Consider the following 25133-nt stretch of genomic DNA (forward strand, 5'->3'; position numbering starts at 1 on the left):
GTGTTAAGCATTGACTGATTTGAAGAATTGCGGTAAATGCTCACGATGCGCTTCGAGCATTTCGTCTAAAATTTGCTTTGCAATGTCGTCAGATGGGACGAGCGGGTTGATGGTCATCGCCACAAGAGCCGTCTCGTAATCTCCAGTCACAGCCGCTTCTGCTGCCACACGCTCGAATGATTTGATTTGTTGAACGAGTCCTCTTACAGCTACAGGCAGATCACCTATCGCGATTGGTTTTGGTCCGTCCTTCGTAATGATACAGTTTACTTCAACCGCTGATTCAGCCGGAATGCTGGCAATCGCCCCTCTGTTCACTGTATTGACTGGTTGAATGTCGTGCTTATCATTATAGATGGAGCTGATTAAGTTACAGGCCGCATCGCTGTAATAGGCCCCGCCTCTTTTTTCGAGCTGTGGTGGTTTAATCGACAAATCAGGATCTTTATAAAGCTCAAATAATTCCTGCTCGACCTGCTGCACAACCTCTGCTCGTGTTCCTTTCTCTTGAGCCGCCTTTTGCTCTTCTTCCAGCATATCTTTCGTTTTATAGTAATAGCGGTGATACGGACATGGGATGACCCCTAATCCTTTCACAAAAGAAGGCTCCCAGTTTTTCGCTTCAATGTTTTTCATGGACCACTGGCTGTTTGGATTTCCTAGTTCATCAAGCACTTGATCCATAATGCTGACCCCGTCTAAATATACGTCTAATCCATAGACCATGTGATTGAGACCGGCAAACTGTACCTCGATGCGTTCAACGTCCACATCAAGCGCTTTGGCAATCCCCATTTTGATCCCAATCGGCACATTGCATAGACCGACCACTTTTTTTAGATTCGTGTAGCGTAAAACAGCTTCTGTGACCATGCCGGCTGGATTTGTAAAGTTCACAAGCCATGCGTCTGGGCAAAGCTCTTCCATATCCTTCACAATGTCTAGAATGACTGGGATGGTCCGAAGGCCTTTAAATAAACCGCCTGGTCCGTTCGTTTCCTGACCGATGACGCCGTATTTAAGCGGTATTCTCTCATCCTTTGCCCGTGCTTCCAGCAGTCCTACACGAAATTGTGTCGTCACAAAATCTGCGTCCTTCAAGGCCTCCCGGCGATCAAGAGTCAGGTGTACCTCAATCGGCAGACCTGCTTTTTCAACCATACGTTTCGCCAGAGCGCCTACGATGTTTAACTTTTCCTGACCCGCTTCAATATCCACAAGCCATAATTCTTTTACAGGCAATTCTTGATATCGTTTAATAAACCCTTCGACGAGCTCAGGCGTATAGCTCGATCCACCGCCTATTGTGACAATTTTGATTCCTTCTTTCATGAATTGACACCTCCGAGTTGCTTCATTTTTTCATGGAGCTCGATGATTTCTGCTGCGAGCTCCTTGACGGTCATTGCGTTCATGAGATGATCCTGCGCATGAATCATTAAGAGACTAATTTCCGTCTTTTCGCCCCTGATTTCTCCTTGGATCAGCTCTGTCTGTGCGTGATGCGCCTCATTTAACGCGTCTTGTGCGTCCTGCAATTTTTGCTTCGCCTCATCAAAGTTTCCTTGTTTTGCACATGTAATGGCCTCCATCGCGGAGCTTCTGCCATTTCCGCCGTGCAGGATGAGTTGAAACACAATTTGTTCCATTTCCATCGGCTGCATCCCCCTTGTTCCCTCTATTACATGCTGACGACATTTTCATCAGTTGATGCTTTTGTTTCTAGCTCACTTTCTTCTTTCAATTTCTGCTTATCCCACATTCTAAAGAATGGGTAGTATAGAGCAAATGACAGCGCAAGGTTAATCAGCTGCATGACAGCACCAGAGATTTTGCCTCCTGTGGCGAGATAGCCTGAAATGATTGGCGGCATGGTCCATGGGACAGCGATCCCGGCTGGTTTTGCCACAAGCCCTGTACTCATTCCGATATATGTGGTGATGATCATCATGATTGGCGTAAGGATAAACGGAATGAGGAGCATTGGGTTCATGACAATCGGCATTCCAAAAATGATTGGTTCGTTGATGTTAAAGATGGCTGGCCCAATGGCAAGGCGGCCAAGCTGTTTCATTTGTTTACTTCTGGCACGTAAGATCATGGTCAGCACCAAAGCAAGCGTTGCTCCGCTTCCGCCGACGTTGATGAAGATTTCAAAGAACTGCGCTGTGAAAATATTCGGCAGTACTTCTCCTGCTTGGAATGCAAGACGGTTCTCATCCATTGCACCGAGCCAAATTGGCCCCATGACGCCGCCGACAATGGTTGCTCCGTGAATACCACATGCCCAGAGGAGCATTTGCACACCCATCGCAACAATACTGCCGCCTAAGCTGCCACCAAGAATCGATAGCGGTGTGCCAATTAAGACCGTGATGATATTATGAATACTCTCAAAAGGTGTCATCTCAATCACAAGTCTAGCGACCCAGATCAGGGTGATGACCACAAAACCTGGAATAAGTGCAATAAACGATTTACTGACTGCTGGCGGTACACCATCAGGCATTTTGATAACAATGTTCCGCTGTACAATGAAGCGGTAAATTTCGGTTGAAAGCATGGCAATAATCATGGCAACGAATAAACCTTTACTGCCCATCAGTGTGACAGGAATTCCCCCGCCTACTAGGATAGCTTCTGTTGAGCCTTCAGGTGTGAAAGGTACTTGATATGGTGTAGCCAAAAGGAAAGCCGCAACAGCGATCGCACCAGATGATAGCGCATCAACGGCATACTTTTCAGCAAGCCTGTAAGCAATCCCGAAGGTCGCAACAAGTGCCATAATGTCAAAGGTTGCATTAACAGGATAGGATAGTTTCGTGGCCCATTCTGCTCCGAAGATACTTGCCATAAAATCGCTGTATCCTGGAATCGGAAGGTTGGCTAAAATGAGAAACAGTGAACCGACAATAATGAGAGGCATCGTTAAAACAATTCCGTCACGCAATGCTTGTAAATGTCTTTGAGCGGCAATCTTCCCTGCAAACGGCATGACCTTCTCTTCTAGAAATCGGTTGAATCCATTCATCCCCTCCGCCCCCTTTATCCGTTCACTAACTGTTCAGCAGATTTTAAAACCTCAGCGCCATTACAAACGCCATAATGCACAGTATTAATCACGTCTACTGGGATTCCTTTTTCTTCTCCGAGCTTTTTCATTTGTGGTAATAAATATCGAACCTGAGGTCCTAATAAAAGCACATCGGCTTGATCAATATGATTTTTCGCAGAATCTCCTGATACTGCCCAAATACGATATTCTTTTCCTTGTTCTTGTGCGCTTTTCTCCATTTTTGTGACAAGTAAGCTTGTGGACATACCTGCTGCGCAAACCAATAAGATGTTCATGTGTAAACGCCCCCTTTTCAAAGTGTGAAGCTATTCTTTACACTTTCATCATATTATGAAACCGCTTTCATAAACACCCATACTTTTTCCTTTAGGAAGCGGAAAAAGTTAATATCACACAGTTAGTTCTTGTACGAAGGAACCTTTTTATACATGATATCAAGCATGTCTTCAAATGTATCACAGGCGATCAGATGCTGAATGAATTTCACATTATGCACAAGCTCTCCCAGCAGGCGGTACATGCCTTTTAAATCTTTGGCATTCTCTTTTTCGACACAAAGCAGGCAGACAAATTGAACCTTTTTCTCTCCCCAAATGATTGGTTTTTCTAATGTACATATCGCCCAAAACGTCTCATCTGTCAGCGGCGTCATCGGGTGCGGAATCGCTGTATAATGTCCGAAAGAGGTTGGGGCAGCCTCTTCTCTTTCCATGACAGATGGTGTGAGTTCAGCTGGCGCTAAGCCCATATCGATGACTTTTTGCGTTAAAAAGGTGATGACCTCTTCCTTTGTTTGAAAGGCGCGTTTTGTAAAAACCAATTCCTTTTTCATATATTGAGAGGCCAATGTCACCCTTGTTTCACTCGTCAGAGCTTCTTCAATTTTTAAAAAATCACTGCCTCCCAATATGGTGTTCACTTGAATGACTGGAACCGGTAAATCCATATGAATTGGGATCGTTGTAATAATCAAATCCAGGGCATGCAAAGAGACATGCGGCAGCGAATATAGCTCTGCTGTTCCTAAAATGGTCAGCTTTGATCCAAATTGTGACCGCAAACGATCCTGCAGCAGCCTTGCACTCCCTGCACCAGACGCACAGACAATAAGACACCGCTTCGGCGGGATCTCCATTTTCCTCCGCTCTAAAGCCGCACCAAAGTGAAGCGCCATATATCCGATTTCGTTCTCATGAATACTCAGCTCTTCCTCTTCTTCAAGGACCCTGCTGGCGATAATCCCCGCTTCAAAAGCAAGGGGATACCCCGCTTTTATTTCATCAAGCATCGGATTTCTTAAGTTCATTCCATATTTACATCGGTTGATGGCAGGCTTTAAGTGCAGACTGAGTCCAATCATTAGTTCCGTATCACCGGCTAAATCAAGCTGCAGTTTTTGATCAATGGCCTTCAGCATGAGCTGTACAAGCCGGCTCGTTTCATCATCTACAATTTGTTTTTGACCGTTCGAGGAAAAGGACTGTACCATTTTGGCTGTTCCTAGCAAATGAATGGTGATATAGACAATTTCCTCTTGTGGAAATGAGACATCCAGCAACCCTTCAAGACGCTCCACCATTTTTTTAGCGACCTTATATTCCTTTGCCCGCGGAATTTCGCTGATTTCCTCTGGAAGAACAGATACATAGTTTCCGTGTCTAATTCGTTTGCAGGCAATGGCGACATGAACGATTAAATTATTCATGCAAATGTCTGATAGATTCATACCTTCCTCATTGATATAATTGATCATTGTTTTCTGAATCAATTCGAGTTCATGCTTTGGCAAAATAGTAACAGCTGTGTTCAGCATCGTTTGATAAGAACGACGTTCATTGAATAAATATTCTGACATACAATAACGGATTTTCATCTCTGATCCCTTGATTCGGCAGCCTTTGCTAGGCTTCGCTTCCAGCTTCAGATCAAAGGGCTCCAGCTTACGTTTGACCGATTTCACATCGTTGCTCATCGTTGATTTACTAATAAACAGCTGCTCCTGTAAATCCTCCAGCTTCACATAGGATTCTGCCAAAAGAAGCCTTTTTAAAATAAACCGAACACGCTCCTCTGGCAGCACAGCAAGCGGCTCTTCCTGCTCGACCTCCTCCTTCATAAAACGGCGAAAGGCATTCTCATCGTTGATCAGCAGCTCATAACCAGCTCCTCTAACAGCTGTTACAGCCGCTAGGTAAGGGGCAAGGCGGTCGTTCAGTTCCTTTATGTCTGTACGAATGGTGCGGCTTGTCACTTGTAAACTGGCAGAAAGTGCAGCGCTGGTGAGCGGGGTCTCAGCTGCCATGAGCTGACTTAAGATGTGCGCCAGTCTTTTACTCAGCATCAGATCGGCCTCCTTATGTAGGGATGGAGAATCTGCCTTGTCTGGACAGGTTGTATCCGCTTGCAGTTCTCTTCATTACTCATATTCTACTGAAAAGAAATAAAAATTGCCAACTCATTTATATGACAAATGCCCCTATTTATACAACTAACCATATCTAATGTCCTATGAATCTTTTTGAAAGATACTTGCGAAAACCACGAAAAAAAGGCGTACACCTTCGTGTATCCGCCTTCTTTATGAAGAGATCAGCTCGGTAAAGACAACCAATCTTTTTTCATGCGTACCTGCTGCATGATCAAAGGTCCCTGTACAAGTGATTAAATTGAGATTCCGTGTAAAGGCGTATCCAAAAAACGCATTGGGCTTCTCTTCACGCGGATAGCTTCTTACTTTTATGACTTCAAAGCTTCGCTTTTTTCCTGATGAGGACGTGACGACCACCTTGTCTCCCTTTTTTAGCTCCTTTAATCGATAAAAAACCGATGGCCCCCATTTATTATCTACATGGCCATTCATGACGGCATTCCCTTTATCTCCCGGCTTTGGACCATCTTCAAACCAAGCGGTGTTGTCTGTATCCTGAGGAACACCCATACTGCCATCATTTGATAAAGATGTTTTCTCCACTTTTGCTTTGACATCAATAGCGGGAATGGCGATTTCAGCTGGTACAATGCCAGACGGCTCGTCTTTTAATGTATCGTGTGAGTGGTTCTGTTTCTCAGCTTGATGTGTAGTCATTTCCTTAGAAGCGGATATGTTTTTTGAGGATGACGATTCATCCATTGACGGTGATGAACAGCCTGTGATGATGAGAAGCGAAAGAATACTGAGCAGCCAATTCTTCATCTAAGCCGGCCTCCTTTTGAAGAAAGGAACGGCACGATTGTGCACGTTCCCATCTGTCTTTATGAGTTAGAATTTGATGCCTTACGGCGAATGAGGAAAAATGCACTGCCTGCTAGAATTAAACTTGCGATCATACCCGCAAATGCTTCATAGGACATGCCTAAAGGACCGGCTGTGCCTCCCATACCTGTTTTCGGCATTTCATTAGGCATATTGGATTTGAACAGCTCAGGATGCTGATCAACAATCGCTGCTGCGACATCCTGACCAACCATGAACATATGACCATAAGCCTCTCTCACTGTCGGATAAAGCTGATCATATTCGCCATTATGGTAAGACGTATATGTTTTGATCAGCTCATCAATATGTGTTTTCAAACCAGCCTCTAAATCAGCTGCCTTTAAACGTCCATCTGTCGCTTGATCTAGGAATTTCGCTTGCTTCATTCGATACGCATCTAAATCTTTGACAGCCTTTTCTTTTGCTTGTTGATTCCCTGATGCATCCGCTTTGACATAATCAACTAAATAGCCGATATGGCTTGACCAAATGTCTTTGAATTGTTTGCCTGCATCCTTACCATAAACAGATGCAATCGCAGCAGATAAATCATTTGTGTTTTCATTTAAAGCCGCTGCTGCCTGTTTAAAGTCCTTACTGCCATCATTTCCTTTTTGCATGGCAACTACCGCGAGTGCCAAATGCTCTGAGAACAAGTAGTTTAAATCTTCACGAAGATCCGCTGCTGGTGTATCCACTGACTTTTGATCAAATTTCCCAGGAAATTGATCTGTGATGGCCCATGACACGCCTTTTCCTACCTCAAACATATGATGAATGGATTTTCTAACCGTTTCATAGGTCGTATCAAAATCCTTTTCAGTATAGCTGTCAAACGCTTTAAGCAGTTCATTCACATGCATCTTCAAGCCTTCTTCAAGCTCACTTGCTTTCAGTCTGCCGTCTGTTGCTTGATCGAGCATATCGGCTTGTTTCATTCGATATTGATCAAGCTGCTTCATCGCTTTCTTTTTACCTGCATTATCTTTTTTCGCTGCGGCTTGTACATAGTCAACAAAGTAGCCGATATGACTTGACCAAATGTCCTTGAATTGTTTGCCTGCTTTTTTTCCATATACAGAGGCAATTGCATCTGATAAGTCATTCGTGTTGTCATTTAAAGCCGCCGCTGCTTGATCGAAGTCTTTACTGCCGTCAATTCCTTTTTGCATTGTGATCACTGCTAAATAGGCATGCTCTGAAAACAGCTGATCTAGTGCTGCTCGAAGATCTGCGGCTTTATTTGACACCTCTTGTGACGAAGACGTCTTCTTCGCCTCCCCATGCATATGTCCTTCGTGTGCACTTGCGATATGAGCCGCTGGGAATAATAACGCTGCGCTCAGTGGAATGGTTAACATTGCTTTCTTCATGTTCATCTTTTATTTCCTCCTCTTTCCGTTTGTTATGTACTTAACGGAGAGAGGGAGAAAATAGATCATTCGATTCTATTATTTTTTTCTTACAACACAGGCTCTGTATGTTTGCATAAAAAAAAAGCCGGATTATCCGGCTGATACGTTACGACGTTTAGATGCTTTTCGCTCTTTATATATTTTTCTCACCACTGGATAAATCACAGGTGCCCATTTGACAATTTGTTTCAGCCATTTTTTCATTTCTCCCGCGCCTCCTTATTGTCATTCTTAAAGGACGATTCCCCATCTTGTCATGAAATAAACAGGTGCGGGAGAGCAGGAGTTAAATCACGCCTTGTGCGATCATGGCATCTGCCACCTTACGAAATCCTGCAATATTTGCTCCAACCATGATGTTTCCTGAGTGTCCATATTCGTCTGCTGTCTCTGTACACTGACGATAAATAGACTGCATCATTTGTTTCAGCTGAGCATCTACTTCTTCAAATGTCCAAGATATTCTTGCACTGTTTTGTGCCATTTCCAATGCTGATACACCTACACCGCCAGCATTCGCCGCTTTTGCCGGCGCAAACAAAATACGATTCTCTTCAAATACTTTGATCGCCTTAAGAGTGGATGGCATATTGGCTCCTTCTCCTACAGCGATGACACCATTTGCCACAAGCTGCTGTGCATGCGCCTCCGATATTTCATTTTGTGTTGCACATGGCAGCGCAATATCACAAGGAACGGACCAAATTTGTTCGCAATCTTCAATTAATTCAGCATGCGGGTGAATGTCTATGTATGCCCCAATCCGCTGATTCTCGACTTCCTTGAGCTGTTTGATCGTCTCAAGTGAAATCCCTTGAGGATCATAAATCGCTCCGCTTGAATCACTGCAAGCCACAACCTTACCGCCTAATTCGATTACCTTTTCCATTGCATAGATAGACACATTTCCTGAGCCCGACACAACAACAGAACGTCCTTCAAATTGGAGCCCATGTGCTTTCAGCATTTCCTCCATAAAGTACACCAGTCCGTAGCCTGTCGCCTCTTTTCTCGCTAAGCTGCCTCCGAATCCAGGGCTTTTCCCCGTGAGTACACCCGCTTCATAAGCACCGCGCATTTTCTTGTACTGTCCGAACATATAGCCAATCTCGCGTGCTCCTACACCAATATCACCTGCTGGCACATCTTGATCAGGTCCAATATATCGGCCGAGTTCACTCATAAAGCTTTGAACGAAACGCATGATTTCTCCATCAGACTTCCCTTTAGGATCAAAATCCGATCCGCCTTTCCCTCCGCCAATCGGCATACCAGTCAGTGCGTTTTTAAAGATTTGTTCAAACCCTAAAAACTTGATAATGCTTGCATTGACGGTTGGATGGAAACGAATGCCTCCTTTATAAGGACCGATGGCACTATTGAATTGAACCCTAAACCCTCGATTGACTTGTACTTTGCCCTCATCGTCTACCCATGGCACTCGAAATACCACAAGCCGCTCAGGCTCAATGAGCCGTTCTAAAATGCCTTGTTTTTCATACTCTGGATGCTTCGCAAAAACTGGGACGAGTGATTCCAGAATTTCTTTTACGGCTTGCTGGAACTCCTCCTCGCCGGGATTTCGTTTTTCCACCTCTTCTAACACACGGTGGATGTAGCTTTGTGCTGTTTGTGCTGCTCGATCTAAGGTCAACATGTCGCATCTGCCTCCTTGTAGATATCTCCACACATTTAATTGTTAGATTTTCTAACGCATATTGAGATTAATTTAACACCAATTGTAAAATCTGATCAATATTGATAACAGATGAAAATGATGCCGAATTGAGATAGATCAAGCAGCCGCAGCGATTGTTTTTAAAAATAAGCGCTCAAGGAATGACTAATGTGCTAGAAACGAACGAGCGGATATTTCTCGTCCCGTTTTCTTTGACAAATACATGAATCATGATGAATTTCTAGCTGGTTTTCCATTGAAAAAAGGGTCAAAAGTTTGATCGGATGCACTCAATCTTTTCGGGGCGGCTTCCCGCCTCTTTTTCGATCAGGTAACACGACACAAAGCCAATATAAAATAGAAGACGATGGAAAGTTAATGAGACCGACAATGCCCCAAAACCACTTGTAACGCCCTCTTTTCTTTGCATCTATAAATAAAAGAAAGCCCTGTGCAAACAATAACGGCAAGACGCACAATAAGATGATCATTTCCGACTGACTCATACGGAGGACCCTCCTTTGATATGTTGATATTCCTTGTAGCCAACAACAAAGCAGATGGGGACGCTCACTATTTGGAGAAGAATGAAGATGATAGGCAAATGGGTAATGGCAGCTGCAAAGAGTGCTAGAATGGTCAAACTGATCAAAACGTATGCCAGCACTTCTTGTTTAAAACGCCTTTTCTCTTTTTCCTTCGCCTGTTTCAGCATCATCATGACAGCCTGCTCACTTGGCTTTTCCACTTCAATTTGTTCGTCTAGCTGCTGCAGCTCTTCTTTTAAACGTTCGGTCAAACGATCTTCCTTCATAAATCCCACTCCTTTCGAATTTTCTTTAATCCATGATGAACCCTCGATTTCACAGTGCCTTCTCTCATTCCAAGCATTGAAGCCATTTCTGGGTAGGTAAATCCATAATAATAGTGCAGAATAATCGGTGCTCTCTCCTCAGCCTTTAATTCATTTAAAGCATCCCACATGTCATGCCATGTGTTCCCCTTTTGCTGAACGTCCCATTTAAAGCGGCGTATGGCTTCCTGATTTGCTTTTCCTTCTCTCATTTGTTCACGTTTTCTTTTCTTCTGGTGATCTAAAAATTGCCTAGATGCAATCGAAATAAGCCAGGTTGAAAATAAGGCATCTCCTCTAAATGAAGAAAGTTTCATATACGCTTTCAGCATCGTTTCTTGCATGATTTCCTCTGCCAGCTCTTGTTGAAGGGTCAGCTTCAACATATATCGGTAAAGAAAGGAATAATGATGCCGATAAAGGGCTGTAAACGCGGCATCATCTCCCTGTTTTGCCCGCTGAATCAATAATGTCTCTTCTGTCTGCTCCAAGCACGCCCCTCCTTCCTTTTCTTCTCTTACTCATAAGACGACACGGATGACAATATCGTTTAAATTAGACCTTATTTTTTAGCATTCCTTCTATGATTCTTGTTTTATATCCAATTTTTTCTTATGTAATGATTATGGCATTCCTTCTTCTCTAACAAAATGATGCGTTTATAATCATCTTGATTTTCTACCAAACGGAGAGCCTCCTCTCCATAATCAAGATGTCATCCTCATACCTATCGACAATGGTCCTTATCTCATGAAGATGAAAATGAAATAATCATTGGCTTAGCTTCCTAGAAAATCATGGAATACGCTGCGCCTATCCTTAGCCGATGATACCTTTTTGCATGCTATGCTCATCCTACATTCCGAAAGAAGCAATGCTTGTGAAGGAAGGAGGAGTGGTTGAATCACAGCTTATTTTGGAAACGTTTTCATTAAAATAAAATAGAATGGAGATGTTGAGTTTGAAAAGAAAAATTCCAATGTTAGCCGGTGTATTAGCTGTTGGTCTCGTCACTTCATTATTTGCACCAAACGGGGAGGCAAAGGCAGCAGCCAAATATCCAGAAAGCCCTTCTATTATGGCCAACTTTAATCAACAAGGCTTCTCCACATTAAATGGCGGCACAACAGGCGGTGAAGGCGGTAAAACCGTCACAGTCAAAACTGGAAATGAACTATTGGCTGCCCTCAAAAATAAAGGAACAAACGAAAAATTAAAAATTGTTGTAGACGGGACCATTACCCCTTCTAATACATCAGCCAATAAAATCGATGTGAAAGATACAAATAATGTCTCGATCGTCGGTAAAGGGACGAACGGCGAATTGAATGGAATTGGCATTAAAGTATGGCGTGCCAATAACATCATCATCCGCAACTTGAAAATCCACCACAGCAAAATCGGTGACAAGGATGCCATCGGGATCGAAGGCGGTTCTAAAAACATATGGGTCGATCATAATGAATTGTACAACACATTGAATTCCGGGAAGGATGATTACGATGGTTTATTTGATGTAAAAAATGACTCTGACTACATTACCTTCTCGTGGAACTATGTACATGACAGCTGGAAAACAATGCTCATGGGCAGCTCCGATAACGATAACTACAATCGAAAAATTACGTTCCACAACAACCGCTTTGAAAACCTAAACTCTCGTGTACCGTCTATGCGCTTCGGGGAAGGACATGTCTATAACAACTATTATAAAAACATCCTCACAACAGCGATTAACTCACGTATGGGCGCGAAAATGAGAATTGAACACAACGTATTTGAAAACACCACAAATGCCATTGGAAGCTGGGACAGCCGTCAAGTTGGTACATGGCATGTCATCAACAACTCGTATATTAACAGCACAGGCAGTCTGCCAACGTCTTCAACAGGTACGTATAACCCTCCTTATAACTACTCTTTGCTTAACGTGAACAATGTGAAATCAGAAGTGATATCAAATGCAGGTGTTGGTAAAGTAAACCCTTAAACCACAAAACGTTCGGGCAGAGATTTCCTGTCCGAACGTTTTTGTCATTTCATCCATTTATATTGTAGAAAACGGGCGATCCATTTCATACAGCTTTTGATAACGCTTGTTTTCTTTTAGTAACTCCTGATGCTGACCCTGCATCTCAATGCGTCCGTCTTCAATAAACATGATGCGGTCACACGCCTCACAGCCAGTCAGATGATGGGTGATCCAAATAACTGTTTTCCCTTTTAACACACGGAAGATGGTTTCAAGCAATTCACGCTCTTTCCGTGGATCAAGCCCGACGGTGGGTTCATCTAATACAACAACCGGCGTGTCCTGAAGCAAAATTCGAGCTAACGCCATACGCTGTCTTTCTCCACCTGAAAATCGAACCCCTGTCTCCTGAACACCTGTGTGATAACCTTCTGGCAAAGACTCGATGTCATCATGCAGCTGCACTTGTCTAGCTGCTTCTTTTACCTGCTCTTCTGTTGCCTCTGGAGATCCTAAACGAATATTGTTTAAAACAGACGTATCGAATAAATATGGCTGTTGATTCAGCACAGATACATAGGCAGACACCTTCTCTTGAATGCTTTGAACCGGTTTTCCTTGAATGCTGACAGTCCCTTGATTTGGAACAACTGCCCCTTCTAACAATTTCAAAATGGTCGATTTTCCTGCACCGCTTTTTCCTAAAAGCGCGAGTGATTCCCCTTGCTTCAGAGAAAAGGACAGGTCTTGAAGGACATATTGATGCGTGTCATACCGAAAGGACACTTGATCAAAACAGACAGCTTCATCGTGAGAAAGGGCTGATTGATCCACTGCCTTGCTCTCAGCTTCTCCTTCATATGACTGCTTTTCATAATGATGTAATCTGCTGACAGCATGCTGATAGACGGGAATATCACCTGCCGCATCTGACAGCGGAAGAAAGGCTTCTGTTAATGGAAACAGCACAAGTACAAAGGCTGCAATCAGTGTGTGTGACATGGATCCTGACTGAACGACCGAGCCGCTCCAATACACAACAAGCACGACAGCCCCTCCAATCAAGAGCTGTGCCAAAAATTGACGCACGCGGATAAATCGGTGTTTCGCTGCTTCAAGCGCTAACAGCTGCGCTTCTTTTTGTTCATATCCATCCACAAAATCTTTCTGCCTGCCGCTGAACAGCCAGTCACTAACGCCCATGACTGCATCTGTTAAATGGCTGTACAGTTCATTTCTGCCTTTTTTCATTTGAATTTGTCTTGCCCGGTTCACAAGCACTGTGACGTATGGGAAAACGAATACGAGAAGTGCCATATAAAGCAGCATCAGTCCAGCAAAAGGCCATGAGAAAAGGCCAAGTGCTCCAATGGATGCGGCATATAAAAGCAGTGCACCGATGGATGGAAAGATGGTTTTTAAATAGGCATCCTGCAATCTCTCCACATCATCTGACAAGAGACCAAGCATTTCACCTGTCCCAAGCTTAGTCTGTTTGGCACTTCGTTCAGCCATGTCATAGAGGCGTACACGCATTTTTTCAATCATTGTCAAAATGAGCTGATGGCTTGCCAGCCTTTCTGCGTAGCGGGCAGCAGAGCGCGAAATACCAAAGGTACGTACAGCCACAATTGGGACGTAGACCATGAGTATATTCTCAGGTCTTGTCGCAGCCTTTGAAATGAGAAATCCCGACGTGTACATCAGCATAGAAGCAGAGAATACCGCAATGGCTCCTAAAAATAAAACCAAGGCAAACAGCTTTTGATTCTCCTTGATATAAGGTATAAACCAGCCTTTACTGACCATGTGTGACCGCCCCCATTTGCTCCTGTACCAATTGATAATACACGCCTTTTCTTTGCATTAATGATTCATGTGTCCCCATTTCTGCGACGGTTCCTTGATCCATGACAATGATTTCATCCATGTCCGGCATCCAATGGAGTCTGTGTGTCGCTAAGAACACAAGTTTATGTTCAAACAGTGGAAGCATTGTTTTCTTCAGTTCATACTCTGTTTCAATATCGAGATGCGCCGTTGGTTCATCTAACAGCATAATGGACCGCTGGCCCAGCACAGTTCGAGCAAGCGCAATTCTTTGCGCCTGTCCTCCGCTTAGCTCTCTTCCCTGTTCTCCAATGACTTCGTCCAATCCGTTTGGCAGCTGCGTAACCAGCTGAGATAAGCCAGCTTCATGCACCGCTCTTTCCACTTCTTCCTCTGTTGCATTTGGTTCATAAAAACGAATGTTTTCTCTTAATGTCATGTGAAATAAATAGGGGTGCTGCGGCATATAGACAACTTCCTTTTGCCATTCCTTCATCTGTAAATGACCAAGCGGCTGGCCGTTTAGCGTGATTTGACCCGAAGACGGCTCAACAAAGCCGCCGAGGACATCGGTTAACGTCGATTTCCCTGAACCACTGGCACCAATGATGCCGATTTTTTTCTTCCCTTTGACAGTGAGATCTACATCCTGAATGGAATAAGGGGCATGTTCGTCATGCTGAACACAAACATCCTGCAGCGTGAGCACAGATTGTTCATCCCACTTATTCAGCTGCACAGATTTTGTCTCCTGAGCGCGGAAGCCTTTTTCTTCTAAAATGACCTGCATGGCTTCATTCGCTTCTTTTCCATTTAACGTCGCATGATAATCATTTCCCACTTCACGTACCGGCAGAAAATACTCCGGCGCCAGCATAAGCGCCGTCAAAGCCGGCAATAACAGAAGCTCTCCTTCAATTAAACGTAAGCCAAGAAAAACAGCGACGGTTGCAATTGATAGCATGGAAAAGAAATCGAGGGCAAACGATGACAGAAAGGCGACCTTCAGTGTACTCATGGTCGCTTTTCGATATCGCTTTGACACCTCCGCAATATGACGGGAGTGTTTTTTGCTGATACCTAAGTAACGAAGCGTCTCAAGGCCCCGGAGAGAGTCAGTAAAATGATTGGATAATTTCTCATACGATCTCCATTGTTTGGCCGCTTTACGCTGAGCAACAAGGCCTAGCAAAATCATAAAAATAATTAAAATTGGCAGCGTCACAATTAAAATGACGGCTGATGTTTCATCTAATGTCCACACATAGATAAGGACCATCGCCGGAATCACTGCCATGTTCACCATTTTCGGCAAAAACAGCTGTAAATACTGACGGTATTGAGCAATTCCTTCCATTGCTAATGTGACAAGCTTTCCTGTCCCTTTTTTCTTTGCGAAGGCAGGCCCTAATCGAAAGAGTTGGTCTAACAGCTGCTTTCTGACGTCTGCTCCAATTCGGGAAGAGTAGGTAAACATGACCTTCTCCCGAATCAAGGTGAGACCGTGCCGCACAACAAAGGCAGCAAGAAACAGCATGACATAAGGCGTTGCCTGCGAGAGGCTTTTCCCGTCAAACAGCGTTGTAATGGCATGTGCCAGCCACTGTGCTTGGAAAATAATACTTGCTCCTTGGATGAGTGACACAATACCTAAGAGGGCAAGAAGCCCTCTCATTCCTTTTAATTGAAGCAAACGTTTATCCATTAGTAGGTCATTGGCTCCTTACCGCTTACACGTTTACGGAAGACGTAATAGCTCCAAATTTGATACCCAAGCACAAAGGGCAGCAAAGAAACAGCAACAATCGTCATGACCGTCAGTGAATAAGATCCAGATGCAGCGTTTTGAATTGTGAGATCAAATGAATGACTGATTGAACTAATCATGACGCGCGGGAACAATGCAGTGAACAGCATGGACACCGTCACCATGATGCCTGCGCCTGTGAATAAGAATGTCCAGCCATCACGTTCTTTTCTCATCAAAACAAGGGCAGCTACATAACAAACCACAATCAGCACAGTTAACGGAATGGTGATGATCGGGCGTACGGTATAAATGTCTGTTTCAATGATGGACACACCGACAAATATAACAAGAACAGGGAGGGCAATGAGCAGGACACGCTGGCCCAGTTTTCTTGCACGATCTCTTAAGTCACCCTCTGTACGAAGTGTGACGAAAATCAAGCCATGCAGCAGACAAAGAACCGTCACAGCTAACCCGCCGATCACTGAGTAAAGATTAACAAAGTCCGTAAAACCAGCGTACATGTTCATGTCTTGATCAATTGGCATCCCGCGTAAAATACTCGTGAATAACACACCGAGCAAAAACGGCGGAAGCAGACTGCCAAAGAAGATCACCCAGTCCCACGCCTTAATCCAAGAGGCTTTCTCAACCTTCCCTCGGAATTCAAAGGCGACTCCGCGCCCAATGAGCGCTAAGAGGAGAACCGCAAACGGAATATAGTATCCGCTGAACATCGTGGCATACCAGTGAGGAAATGCAGCGAAAATAGCGCCGCCAGCTGTAATCAGCCAGACCTCATTCGCATCCCAGAAAGGACCAATCGTATTGATTAAAATTCGGCGCTCGTGCGCGTCCTTTCCAAGCAGCTGCATGGACATCCCGACACCAAAATCAAATCCTTCTAAGAAGAAAAATCCAACAAACAATACTGCGACAAGAATAAACCAAATCTCGTTAAGATATGCCATGATATGCGCCTCCATCAAATGGATCTGTAGACAGGTCCGTTTCATCCTTTTGATCTGTATCCTCTTCAGAATGTGCACCTTTTTTAATTTCTCGAATGAATAAGTAGGCAAGCAAAATGGCAAGAATCAGATACATCACCGTAAAGCTAATGACTGAGAATAACAGCATGCCATACGATACGTTCGGTGAAATCGATTGAGCTGTCGTCATCATACCAAAGACAGTCCACGGCTGACGCCCAATTTCAGTCATGATCCAGCCGGCTGAGTTCGCAATAAACGGAAACGCGATCATCCCTACCATGAAGCGTAAAAACCATTTGTTCGTTTCTAGTTTCTTTCTAAAGCTCAAATATAAGCCAATCATACTAGCAAAAATCATCAGCATGCCAGCACCGACCATGATTCTAAAGCTCCAGAATGTTGTTTTCACTGGCGGAATGTAGTCTCCAGGACCAAACTTGGCTTCATATTCTTTTTGAAGTGTCAGCATGCCTGGAACATCTCCACTGAACTTCTGATACGCCAAATAACTTAAAGCAAACGGAATATTGATCTCCGCAGAGTTTTCTTTTTTATTTGTGTCAATGTTGGCAAATAGTGTCCAAGCTGCTGGATCTCCACTATCCTTCCAAAGGGCTTCACTTGCTGCCATCTTCATTGGCTGTGATTTCATTAAGTGCTTCGCTTGATCATGTCCAGAGAACGCCACACCTAAACCAGAAATTAAAGCGAGGACCATCGCAATCTGGAATGACTTTTTGAAAAAGGCGATTTCTTGTTTTTTGATCATTTTATAGGCACTAACTCCTGCAATAAAGAAAGCTCCTGTTGCCAGTGCACCAAATAGAACGTGCGGAAACTCAACCCAAAGCTGCGGGTTCGTCACAAGAGCGCCAAAATCATTCATTTCTGCACGGCCATTTTTAATGGCAAATCCAACTGGCTCCTGCATAAATGAGTTAGCGAGTAAAATCCAAAATGCCGAAAAGATCGTACCAAGGGAAACAAGCCAAATGCACAATAAATGAATCTTCTTCGGCAGACGATCCCAGCCGAATATCCAAAGTCCAATAAATGTAGATTCAAGGAAAAAGGCCAAAAGTGCTTCAATGGCAAGCGGTGCACCAAAGACATCACCGACAAACCTTGAATAATCTGACCAGTTCATCCCAAACTGGAATTCCTGCAGAATCCCTGTTACCACACCTACTGCAAAGTTAAGTAAGAACAGGTGACCCCAAAACTTCGCCATCTTTTTATAGATGTCTTTTTTCTTGACGACATAAAGGGTCTGCATCAATGCGACGATAAACACCAAACCTATTGACATAGGAACAAAAATAAAATGAAATAATGTCGTTGAAGCAAATTGAAATCTTGCTAAAAACAGCTCACTCACAGCCTTACATCCTCCCTTACTTTCACATGCCGAACGATTCATGCTCACCACTTCACAAAATATTCACCATTTGTTCAATGTTTCACAAATAAAAGTCCATTTGAAATGGTTCACTCGGTGAAATTTTACTCTTGATTTTCATTCGGTTAGTTATTTATACCTGTACTTTACACCCATACGCTTCAAAAATAAAGTAAATTTTACCTAAAATTTGGATAGTATTGTGTCAGTTGTTTGAATACTTTGTCAAGAATATGTGACGGAAAATAAACAACCGCAAAAAAAATAGCGCTGCATGTGAGCCGCAGCGCTTTGTTTCTATTTTAAGCTTTTTTCTGTAAAGCAGGTCTTGTCACTTGGACTTCATAGTACGTAATTTTGTTTTTTAATAGACCTTCAGGTTTCGCTTTTCCATGAGCGTGTGCATCTCCAAATGCCTGAGACTTTGTCCAGTTCACAAAGTCTTCTTTTCGATTCCAGCGGGTATGAATGGTCACTTCATCGTAATCGGTTGTCTGCTGTGTGACCCAGACTTCCATACCTAAAAATCCTTCCATGAATTCTACTTGTCCCTGCTTGTTAAAACGCTTGACGAGGTGGTCTGCACTGCCTTTTTCTACTCTAACCTGGTTGTTTACAATGATCATGTTTGATTCATCTCCCTTTTGTTGTTGGATCGAAGCGATTGGGATAATGAGCGGATGCTCTCCATCTAGGTGAACCTCTGCCTGAATCCCAAAGACCTCTTTGAAAAAGTTTTCTGTTAATACTTCCTTTGGTGTCCCTATTTGGTAAACCTGACCACGCTTCATTGCAATCAGGCGATCACAATATTTTGCTGCCTGCTGCAGGTCATGAAGAACCATTAAAATGGTGATCCCATGCGTTTCATTCAGCTGTTTGAGCAGCTCTAGTAAATCAAGCTGATGTGCAATATCTAAGTAAGTGGTAGGCTCATCCAAAATAATCGTCTCTGTCTTCTGAGCCAGTGCCATGGCAATATACGCCTTCTGCCTTTCTCCGCCTGACAATGTATGCAGCATCCTGTTTTCATTCACGCGGCTATTTGTCACATCAAGCGCCCACTCTATCGCTTCCTGATCTGTCTTCGAGCTCTTTTTCCAGATCGAACGATGCGGACTGCGTCCAAGTGCAACCAGCTCACGTACTGTCATTGATGGGATGGCCGTTCTCGTCTGCATCAGAACGGCGATTTCTTGTGCAATCTCCTGTGCTGTCATTTCTTTTTGCGGGATATCGTGAATATAAATCATGCCGCTTTCAATCGACGTAAGGCGTGCGGCCGCTTTAATAAACGTCGACTTCCCTGACCCATTCGGTCCAATAATTCCTGTTACACTTCCTTTAGGCACAGCTGCTGAAATAGACGACAATCGAAAGCCTCCTTGACTGAGGCTCACGTCATCCATCGCAATCACATCCAACTTAACCCCTCCCTTTCTTTTTTAATAAATAGAGGAAGAAAGGTGCACCAATACAGGCAAGCAGAATACCAACAGGCAGTTCAACCGGTGTAAACCATACCCGTGCTGCTGTATCAGCAAAAACCACAAGTACGCCGCCGCCAAGCATTGAGATCGGCAGCAGGTACCGGTAGTCATCTCCAATTAAAAGGCGGATAAAATGAGGGACGACAAGACCGACAAATCCAATTAAACCGCTCACGCTTACAGCTGCACCCGCCAAAAGCGCCGCCAGTGCAATTAAGAAAAATCGGGTTCGCTCGACTCTAAGGCCGAGCAGCTGTGCTGAATCATCACCAAGCAAAAGAAGATTTGCCGGCTTGATCGCAAAAAAACAAAGACACAATCCAGCAATCGCATAGGGTGACACAAAGCTCAGGTGATGCCAGCTCCGTCCATTTAATCCTCCTGATAAAAAAGGCAGAACAGCCTGCACACGCTCACTATAAAGCACCATAAATCCATTCATGACCGCACCAAGCAGGGCATTGACTGCCACACCCGCCAGAATCAATTTCAGTGGCGAAACCCCTTGATCGAACGACAAAATATACACAACAAGTGCCGCTAATAAAGCGCCCAGGAATGCAGCCGCTGGAAGCAGATATGTGAATTGAGGAAACACAATCATGCTGAGTACAGCAGCTAACCCACCACCGGCAGTCACACCGATGATCCCGGGGTCAGCGAGTGGATTTCGGACGACTCCTTGTAAAATGGCCCCTGATGCTGCGAGACAGGCCCCGACGATGAAACCTATGAGAACGCGAGGCAGACGTAAATCCATGACGATTTTTTCATGGACTGGCTGGCCTGATCCCGTCAAAGCAGCGATCAAATCTGGCAGCGATAATTGAACAGAACCTAATGCAAGCCCTAGACATATGCCCACACCTAGCGAGAAAAGCAGTCCCGGTATCAGCCATCTTCGTCTCGACTGCCTTTTTTGAAAATCTAACTCTGCATTCACTTTCATGATGACAATCGCTTCAATCTCTTCTCTAGTTCATCAATCGCCTTTATGACGTCTGCGCCTGGGTTCGTCCCGAATAAATCACTAGGCAGAATCTCCACGCGGCCATTTTTGACAGCTGATACGTCGTGCCATGCTGCATTCTGTTTCATTTCACTCATAAAGCCCGCTTTCACATCGTCAGGATTGCTGTGTGTCATGAGCAGAATGAGATCAGGATCGGCTTCGATCACCTTTTCTGCATTAATTTGAGCGTATTGAGGAAATTTTTCGAGTGCCGGTTCATTCTCAGCAATGTTTGCACCCCCAGCGATGTGCAGCAAATCTCCGCTCAAGGATTGGGGAAGTGCCGCCATATATGTGCCGGGTGCACCGTACACAACGAGTGTTTTCACTTTTTTCTTAGGCTGCTTGACCTGCTTTTTTCGCTCATCAATTTGCTCATTGAGTGCTTTAGCCTTTTGCTGCTTTCCGAGCAACTCCCCAAATAACGAGATTTGACGCTGGATGTCCTTCACTGAATTGGCACTTGTCAAAAGAAGCTGTGAATCAATTCCTTCTATTGTAGAGATGTCCTTGCTGTTTAATTGTTCATTTCCAAGCACAACATCAGGCTTTAAGCTTGTGATCAGCTCTACATCAAATTGATGCGTTGTGCCAATCGTTTGTACGGACTTTGCCTTTTGTAAGCTGGCTGGTAGCTCAGCAGTTGGCCGGCCGACCGCCTTACCGCCTAAAGCATACAGAATACTCATGTCCCCGGTCGACAAGGCGACGATACGCTGAGGGGATTCATCAAACGACAGCGTTCTTCCGGTAAAATCCTTTATCTTCAGCGCTCCTTGCCCGCTTCCTTTCTCTACAGGTGCTGCCTGACCGCATCCGCCGAGGAGAAGCATCAAGACGAGTCCCGCTAAGATCACATGTGAAAATTTCAACCGTCTGTCTCTCCTTTTCTAGTAAACTTTCTTTAGCTTTGCCTGTACCACGAGACGCCCGCTTTTAGGTGCAAGCACATGATCACAGGTCGATAAGGTGAGGATGAGGTCATCTGTGGACACGTCTGTCTTCGTTTGATAGATTGATTTCTTCCGCACAGCTTGCAAGTAGTGCGCATATTCGCCAAGATCTTGAAAATCGGTTTGAATATAGTCGAAGTCAACCGTCGTTTCATACACAGCAAAAATCTCCGCTTCATAGCTTTGATACAGCGTATCGTACTGAAATGTCCGGTGCTCTTGGAAGAAATCTTTTTTTAGATAGTTTGTGAGTCCAGCGAACATGGATCCATCCCTCATCCGATGGCCGTACACCACTGTATTTGGGCTTTCATGCAGGACATCATTACGATAATCCATAAAGATACTGCCTGCCCGGGTGTCGTTTTTTAAATAATTGCGAGTTAAGTAGAACGCATTATCGTGAGATTGAACAATCGGATACTGAATCATCGTGTCTTTCATATTGATCCAGCCGACAATGTCCTCATTCACCTTCCGCAGCTCATCAAATGACGAACGGATCTTTCCCTGCTCCCGTTTTTCAGTCATATCTTCTTCATATCCATACATCGTCTGAGCCTTTGCAAGCACCTGGCGATTTTGATAATAACCGAAAAGTTCGAAGCCGATGGCTGTCCCGCTATAAATAAATACGCCTAAACAAACGATCGTCAGCATTCGCTGCCAAAGCCGTTTTCCTCGTTTCACACTGTCTCACCTGCTTTTTGCCCAGCTTATATACCAACAGGCACGATGTACATCCCTGTTTCTGCATCCTGTCTAATCGTGACGGACACATCATAAATGTGCCGCACGTTTTCCTCTGTTAACACATCGTTTGGCTGTCCTTCACTGATAACCTGTCCATCCTTCATTGCTATGATGATATCGCTGTAGCGGACAGCCTGATTCATGTCGTGCAGCACCATGACAATCGTTAATCCATGCACGGCATTCAGTTCACGGATCAGCTCAAGAATGTCAAATTGATAGTAAATATCCAAATAAGTTGTCGGTTCATCTAAGAAAAGGATCGGTGTTTTTTGCGCAAGTGCCATCGCAATCCATACACGCTGCCGCTCTCCACCTGACAGTGAGGCGAGCGGCACCTTTCGTTTGTCCGTTAGCTTTGTACTGGACAGCGCCCACTCTATCGCTCTCTCATCCTCTTCCTTGTCTCCTCCGCGCATCGTCTGGTACGGCGTTCTGCCGAATGCCACGACCCGTTCGATCGTTAAATCAAGCGGCGCTTCATTTTGCTGATGGACGACAGCGAGCTTTTTTGCCAGCTCCTTTGGCCTGAACGTATTCAGCGTTTGCCCGTCTAAGTGAATTTGCCCTTTATTTGGACAATGATTATTCGCCATTAAGGAAAGCAGCGTGGATTTTCCCGAGCCATTTGGACCGATAATGGTTGTGATTTTTCCCTTTTCAATCTTTGTTGTGACTGATTGAACGATGTCCTTCTGCTGGTCATATGAGAATGACACCTCACGAATGTCCATGGAGACGGTCCCCCCTTCTTAATAAAAAGATCAGAAACGGCCCGCCAATCACGGCCATGATCGTAGAAGCAGGAATCTCATTTGGCGCCACAAGCGTCCTGCCAAGCGTATCAGCCGTCAAAATAAGCAAAGCCCCGCTTAACGCAGAAAATGGAATCAGTACCCGGTGATCCGAGCCGACAAGCCTTCTTGAAATGTGCGGAATGAGCAAGCCGACAAAGGCTATCACGCCCGCTACTGCAGCTGTCACCGCCGCAAGTAAAACGGCTGTGATGGAAATCAAAAGGCGCATTCTGGTCACACGCAATCCTAAATTTTTCGCTGTCTTGTCCTGAAGAGCCAGGAGGTTGCACCATCTGCTGAAGAAGAGTGCAACGACAAGGCCGGCGACACCATAGACACCGATTAAACGGACATCTCCCCACGTTTTCATCGTGAGATTCGACTGTCCCGACTGATTAATCGTGATATTGAAATAGCTGCAAATGGTCACAAATGCTTCAGCCATTCCAGTAAACATGGCATTGATGGCGATCCCAACCAAGATCATGCGGATTGGGCTTAAACCACCCTTCCAAGACAGAACATACACGAGGAAACACGCAATAGCTCCGCCTAATACCGAAAATAAAGGAGAGTAGAAATAAAATTGAGGAAGCGCTGTAATCGCCATTAATGAAAAGAAGCTGGCTCCTGATGAAATGCCAATGACGCCGGCATCAGCTAACGGATTCCTCATGACCGACTGCAGCAGTACACCGGAGACAGATAAGGCGGCCCCTGTAAACATCGCGATAAGCATGCGGGGAATTCTCAAATCTTTAATGATTTCTACCTGTGCATGTTGACCGGTGATGAGCCCTTCTAATAATTCAATTGGGGTGACATGAATGCTCCCAGTAATGGCTGAATAAATAAACACGCAGACCAGTAAGAGACTGACTATCAGAAATAAAATCCCTGTTTTTTTCATCTTGAACGTCCTTTTATCATTAAGATTCGCCGCTTATGACGGATACAACATACGAGTCAATTCATCTAATGCTTCTGCTGCCTTTAAATTGCCTGTTGTCCCGAATAAGCTTTCTTCGAGGTCATACACCCGGTCTTGTTTGACCGCATTGAAATGTTTCCAGATGTCATTTGTTTTGAATTCTTCATCAAACATTTGGACGACTTCGTCTGGCATCCCATGTGCGGCCCGGAGAATGATATCTGGATTGGCTTTTTGTAAATATTCCGTATTGGATGCCAAATACTCCATTTTCTCGCCTTCCACAATGTTCTTTCCTCCTGCGATACGCACAAGATCACCAATATATGAATTCTCTGTCGCCACCAAATAACTGCCTGGCACACCAAGTAAAATCAGAACGGACGGCTTGCGTTTTCCTTTCGTCCTCTCTTGAATGTCTTTCTTTTTTTGCTCAAACTCAGACACAATGCGTTCAGCCTGCTTCTTTCTGTCATACTGATCTCCAAGCTTCGTGATGGCCTTCTCCATGCTGGACATGCTCTCAAGATTTAAGTATGTAGCAGGGACACCTGCTTGCTGAAAGGGTGTCTCTAAATCATATTGAAGGGTTGTGACAGACAGGACATCTGTCGGTTGAAGTGATTGGATGATTTCCATGTCCGGGCTCATTGGGTTGCCGACTTCCGGCAATCCTTTGTAACGAGCTGGCAAGGATTTTTGACTTGTTGGCACCCCGACAAGATCCACCTCTAAAGCATCCATGATCTCCGCAGCAACTACAGTCGTTGCCACAATGCGCTCACTTGATTCAGCGCTTTTTTTGCCTTTTGCTGAGCTTTCTGCTGACTGTGAGCAGCCCGATAAGATCACGCACACACTGAGAGCAGCGATCAAGGTACATAACATTCGATGCTTCAAAAACAGAAGCCTCCTTTCGAAAAAAGAGAGTGGATGCGCCGAGGTAAATGGCGCATCTCACTTAAAATAAAAC

24 protein-coding genes are annotated in these 25133 nt (G+C 44.5%); 1 reads left to right on the forward strand and 23 read right to left on the reverse strand.

Annotation, left to right across the window (positions count from 1 at the left end; translation table 11 throughout):
- Positions 1-3: 3 nt before the first annotated feature.
- From MHB41_RS17705 to sigY, 12 genes are all read right to left on the reverse strand, one after another.
- A complete protein-coding gene (locus MHB41_RS17705) occupies positions 4-1332 on the reverse strand; it encodes a 6-phospho-beta-glucosidase (RefSeq protein WP_041118210.1) in 1329 nt (442 codons plus the stop codon).
- On the reverse strand, positions 1329-1655 hold the full coding sequence (locus MHB41_RS17710) for a PTS lactose/cellobiose transporter subunit IIA (RefSeq protein WP_025093804.1): 327 nt from the start codon (positions 1653-1655) through the stop codon (positions 1329-1331). The genes MHB41_RS17705 and MHB41_RS17710 overlap by 4 nt, the downstream gene beginning before the upstream one ends.
- Positions 1656-1681: 26 nt before the next feature.
- Complete coding sequence (gene celB / locus MHB41_RS17715; protein WP_024423868.1) at positions 1682-3031, reverse strand: PTS cellobiose transporter subunit IIC; 1350 nt, start codon at positions 3029-3031, stop codon at positions 1682-1684.
- A gap of 14 nt (positions 3032-3045) precedes the next feature.
- Positions 3046-3351: a PTS sugar transporter subunit IIB gene (locus MHB41_RS17720; RefSeq protein WP_024423869.1), complete on the reverse strand. Its 306-nt coding sequence runs from the start codon at positions 3349-3351 to the stop codon at positions 3046-3048.
- A 122-nt stretch (positions 3352-3473) separates the two neighbouring features.
- Positions 3474-5417 (reverse strand): BglG family transcription antiterminator, encoded by a 1944-nt coding sequence (locus tag MHB41_RS17725; RefSeq protein WP_211043697.1) that lies wholly within the window; start codon positions 5415-5417, stop codon positions 3474-3476.
- A 237-nt stretch (positions 5418-5654) separates the two neighbouring features.
- Positions 5655-6269: a class F sortase gene (locus MHB41_RS17730; RefSeq protein ID WP_061110250.1), complete on the reverse strand. Its 615-nt coding sequence runs from the start codon at positions 6267-6269 to the stop codon at positions 5655-5657.
- Between the two features lie 59 nt (positions 6270-6328).
- Positions 6329-7711, reverse strand: a complete 1383-nt coding sequence (locus MHB41_RS17735; RefSeq protein ID WP_061110251.1) for a hypothetical protein — start codon at positions 7709-7711, stop codon at positions 6329-6331.
- Positions 7712-7837: 126 nt separating this feature from the next.
- Positions 7838-7951 (reverse strand): hypothetical protein, encoded by a 114-nt coding sequence (locus MHB41_RS17740; RefSeq protein WP_223250414.1) that lies wholly within the window; start codon positions 7949-7951, stop codon positions 7838-7840.
- Positions 7952-8033: 82 nt separating this feature from the next.
- Positions 8034-9404: an NADP-specific glutamate dehydrogenase gene (gene gdhA / locus MHB41_RS17745; protein WP_061110252.1), complete on the reverse strand. Its 1371-nt coding sequence runs from the start codon at positions 9402-9404 to the stop codon at positions 8034-8036.
- Between the two features lie 311 nt (positions 9405-9715).
- Positions 9716-9931: a hypothetical protein gene (locus MHB41_RS17750; protein ID WP_046312798.1), complete on the reverse strand. Its 216-nt coding sequence runs from the start codon at positions 9929-9931 to the stop codon at positions 9716-9718.
- Positions 9928-10239 (reverse strand): YxlC family protein, encoded by a 312-nt coding sequence (locus MHB41_RS17755; RefSeq protein ID WP_034281336.1) that lies wholly within the window; start codon positions 10237-10239, stop codon positions 9928-9930. Before MHB41_RS17755 ends, MHB41_RS17750 begins: the two co-directional genes overlap by 4 nt.
- Positions 10236-10769 (reverse strand): RNA polymerase sigma factor SigY, encoded by a 534-nt coding sequence (gene sigY / locus MHB41_RS17760; protein WP_041118218.1) that lies wholly within the window; start codon positions 10767-10769, stop codon positions 10236-10238. The genes MHB41_RS17755 and sigY overlap by 4 nt, the downstream gene beginning before the upstream one ends.
- Before the next feature lie 461 nt (positions 10770-11230).
- On the opposite strand from sigY, the gene MHB41_RS17765 reads away from it, so the two are divergent.
- Positions 11231-12268 (forward strand): pectate lyase, encoded by a 1038-nt coding sequence (locus MHB41_RS17765; protein ID WP_034281462.1) that lies wholly within the window; start codon positions 11231-11233, stop codon positions 12266-12268.
- A gap of 57 nt (positions 12269-12325) precedes the next feature.
- Here the strand turns inward: MHB41_RS17765 and cydC are convergent, their stop codons facing one another.
- From cydC to isdE, 11 genes are all read right to left on the reverse strand, one after another.
- Complete coding sequence (gene cydC / locus MHB41_RS17770) at positions 12326-14059, reverse strand: thiol reductant ABC exporter subunit CydC (protein ID WP_061110253.1); 1734 nt, start codon at positions 14057-14059, stop codon at positions 12326-12328.
- The gene (gene cydD / locus MHB41_RS17775; RefSeq protein WP_041118222.1) at positions 14049-15785 is read right to left on the reverse strand and encodes a thiol reductant ABC exporter subunit CydD; all 1737 of its coding nucleotides are present in this window, start codon (positions 15783-15785) and stop codon (positions 14049-14051) included. The genes cydC and cydD overlap by 11 nt, the downstream gene beginning before the upstream one ends.
- Positions 15785-16801 (reverse strand): cytochrome d ubiquinol oxidase subunit II, encoded by a 1017-nt coding sequence (cydB, locus tag MHB41_RS17780; RefSeq protein ID WP_041108365.1) that lies wholly within the window; start codon positions 16799-16801, stop codon positions 15785-15787. Before cydB ends, cydD begins: the two co-directional genes overlap by 1 nt.
- Complete coding sequence (locus tag MHB41_RS17785; protein ID WP_041118224.1) at positions 16788-18203, reverse strand: cytochrome ubiquinol oxidase subunit I; 1416 nt, start codon at positions 18201-18203, stop codon at positions 16788-16790. The genes cydB and MHB41_RS17785 overlap by 14 nt, the downstream gene beginning before the upstream one ends.
- Before the next feature lie 323 nt (positions 18204-18526).
- The gene (gene isdG, locus MHB41_RS17790) at positions 18527-19648 is read right to left on the reverse strand and encodes a heme oxygenase (RefSeq protein WP_024427505.1); all 1122 of its coding nucleotides are present in this window, start codon (positions 19646-19648) and stop codon (positions 18527-18529) included.
- A 1-nt stretch (position 19649) separates the two neighbouring features.
- Positions 19650-20663, reverse strand: a complete 1014-nt coding sequence (locus tag MHB41_RS17795; RefSeq protein WP_125586876.1) for an iron ABC transporter permease — start codon at positions 20661-20663, stop codon at positions 19650-19652.
- The gene (locus MHB41_RS17800) at positions 20660-21598 is read right to left on the reverse strand and encodes an ABC transporter substrate-binding protein (RefSeq protein ID WP_024423884.1); all 939 of its coding nucleotides are present in this window, start codon (positions 21596-21598) and stop codon (positions 20660-20662) included. Before MHB41_RS17800 ends, MHB41_RS17795 begins: the two co-directional genes overlap by 4 nt.
- An 18-nt stretch (positions 21599-21616) precedes the next feature.
- Positions 21617-22369: a class B sortase gene (gene srtB / locus MHB41_RS17805; protein ID WP_034281345.1), complete on the reverse strand. Its 753-nt coding sequence runs from the start codon at positions 22367-22369 to the stop codon at positions 21617-21619.
- A gap of 26 nt (positions 22370-22395) precedes the next feature.
- Positions 22396-23166: an ABC transporter ATP-binding protein gene (locus MHB41_RS17810; RefSeq protein WP_340899710.1), complete on the reverse strand. Its 771-nt coding sequence runs from the start codon at positions 23164-23166 to the stop codon at positions 22396-22398.
- On the reverse strand, positions 23153-24139 hold the full coding sequence (locus MHB41_RS17815) for an iron ABC transporter permease (protein ID WP_024427509.1): 987 nt from the start codon (positions 24137-24139) through the stop codon (positions 23153-23155). Before MHB41_RS17815 ends, MHB41_RS17810 begins: the two co-directional genes overlap by 14 nt.
- A 33-nt stretch (positions 24140-24172) precedes the next feature.
- A complete protein-coding gene (gene isdE / locus MHB41_RS17820; RefSeq protein WP_340899706.1) occupies positions 24173-25060 on the reverse strand; it encodes a heme ABC transporter substrate-binding protein IsdE in 888 nt (295 codons plus the stop codon).
- Positions 25061-25133 lie beyond the last annotated feature (73 nt).

The organism is Bacillus sp. FSL H7-0578 (assembly GCF_038630855.1).
Lineage (GTDB): Bacteria > Bacillota > Bacilli > Bacillales > Bacillaceae > Bacillus > Bacillus safensis.

Excerpts from the sequence above, each read along its gene's own strand:
- MHB41_RS17705 (WP_041118210.1), bottom strand. The coding sequence starts at position 1,332 with ATGAAAGAAGGAATCAAAATTGTCACAATAGGCGGTGGATCGAGCTAT.
- MHB41_RS17710 (WP_025093804.1), bottom strand. The coding sequence starts at position 1,655 with ATGGAAATGGAACAAATTGTGTTTCAACTCATCCTGCACGGCGGAAAT.
- celB (WP_024423868.1), bottom strand. The coding sequence starts at position 3,031 with ATGAATGGATTCAACCGATTTCTAGAAGAGAAGGTCATGCCGTTTGCA.
- MHB41_RS17720 (WP_024423869.1), bottom strand. The coding sequence starts at position 3,351 with ATGAACATCTTATTGGTTTGCGCAGCAGGTATGTCCACAAGCTTACTT.
- MHB41_RS17725 (WP_211043697.1), bottom strand. The coding sequence starts at position 5,417 with ATGCTGAGTAAAAGACTGGCGCACATCTTAAGTCAGCTCATGGCAGCT.
- MHB41_RS17730 (WP_061110250.1), bottom strand. The coding sequence starts at position 6,269 with ATGAAGAATTGGCTGCTCAGTATTCTTTCGCTTCTCATCATCACAGGC.
- MHB41_RS17735 (WP_061110251.1), bottom strand. The coding sequence starts at position 7,711 with ATGAACATGAAGAAAGCAATGTTAACCATTCCACTGAGCGCAGCGTTA.
- MHB41_RS17740 (WP_223250414.1), bottom strand. The coding sequence starts at position 7,951 with ATGAAAAAATGGCTGAAACAAATTGTCAAATGGGCACCTGTGATTTAT.
- gdhA (WP_061110252.1), bottom strand. The coding sequence starts at position 9,404 with ATGTTGACCTTAGATCGAGCAGCACAAACAGCACAAAGCTACATCCAC.
- MHB41_RS17750 (WP_046312798.1), bottom strand. The coding sequence starts at position 9,931 with ATGAGTCAGTCGGAAATGATCATCTTATTGTGCGTCTTGCCGTTATTG.
- MHB41_RS17755 (WP_034281336.1), bottom strand. The coding sequence starts at position 10,239 with ATGAAGGAAGATCGTTTGACCGAACGTTTAAAAGAAGAGCTGCAGCAG.
- MHB41_RS17765 (WP_034281462.1), top strand. The coding sequence starts at position 11,231 with ATGTTGAGTTTGAAAAGAAAAATTCCAATGTTAGCCGGTGTATTAGCT.
- cydC (WP_061110253.1), bottom strand. The coding sequence starts at position 14,059 with ATGGTCAGTAAAGGCTGGTTTATACCTTATATCAAGGAGAATCAAAAG.
- cydD (WP_041118222.1), bottom strand. The coding sequence starts at position 15,785 with ATGGATAAACGTTTGCTTCAATTAAAAGGAATGAGAGGGCTTCTTGCC.
- cydB (WP_041108365.1), bottom strand. The coding sequence starts at position 16,801 with ATGGCATATCTTAACGAGATTTGGTTTATTCTTGTCGCAGTATTGTTT.
- MHB41_RS17795 (WP_125586876.1), bottom strand. The coding sequence starts at position 20,663 with ATGAAAGTGAATGCAGAGTTAGATTTTCAAAAAAGGCAGTCGAGACGA.
- MHB41_RS17810 (WP_340899710.1), bottom strand. The coding sequence starts at position 23,166 with ATGGACATTCGTGAGGTGTCATTCTCATATGACCAGCAGAAGGACATC.
- MHB41_RS17815 (WP_024427509.1), bottom strand. The coding sequence starts at position 24,139 with ATGAAAAAAACAGGGATTTTATTTCTGATAGTCAGTCTCTTACTGGTC.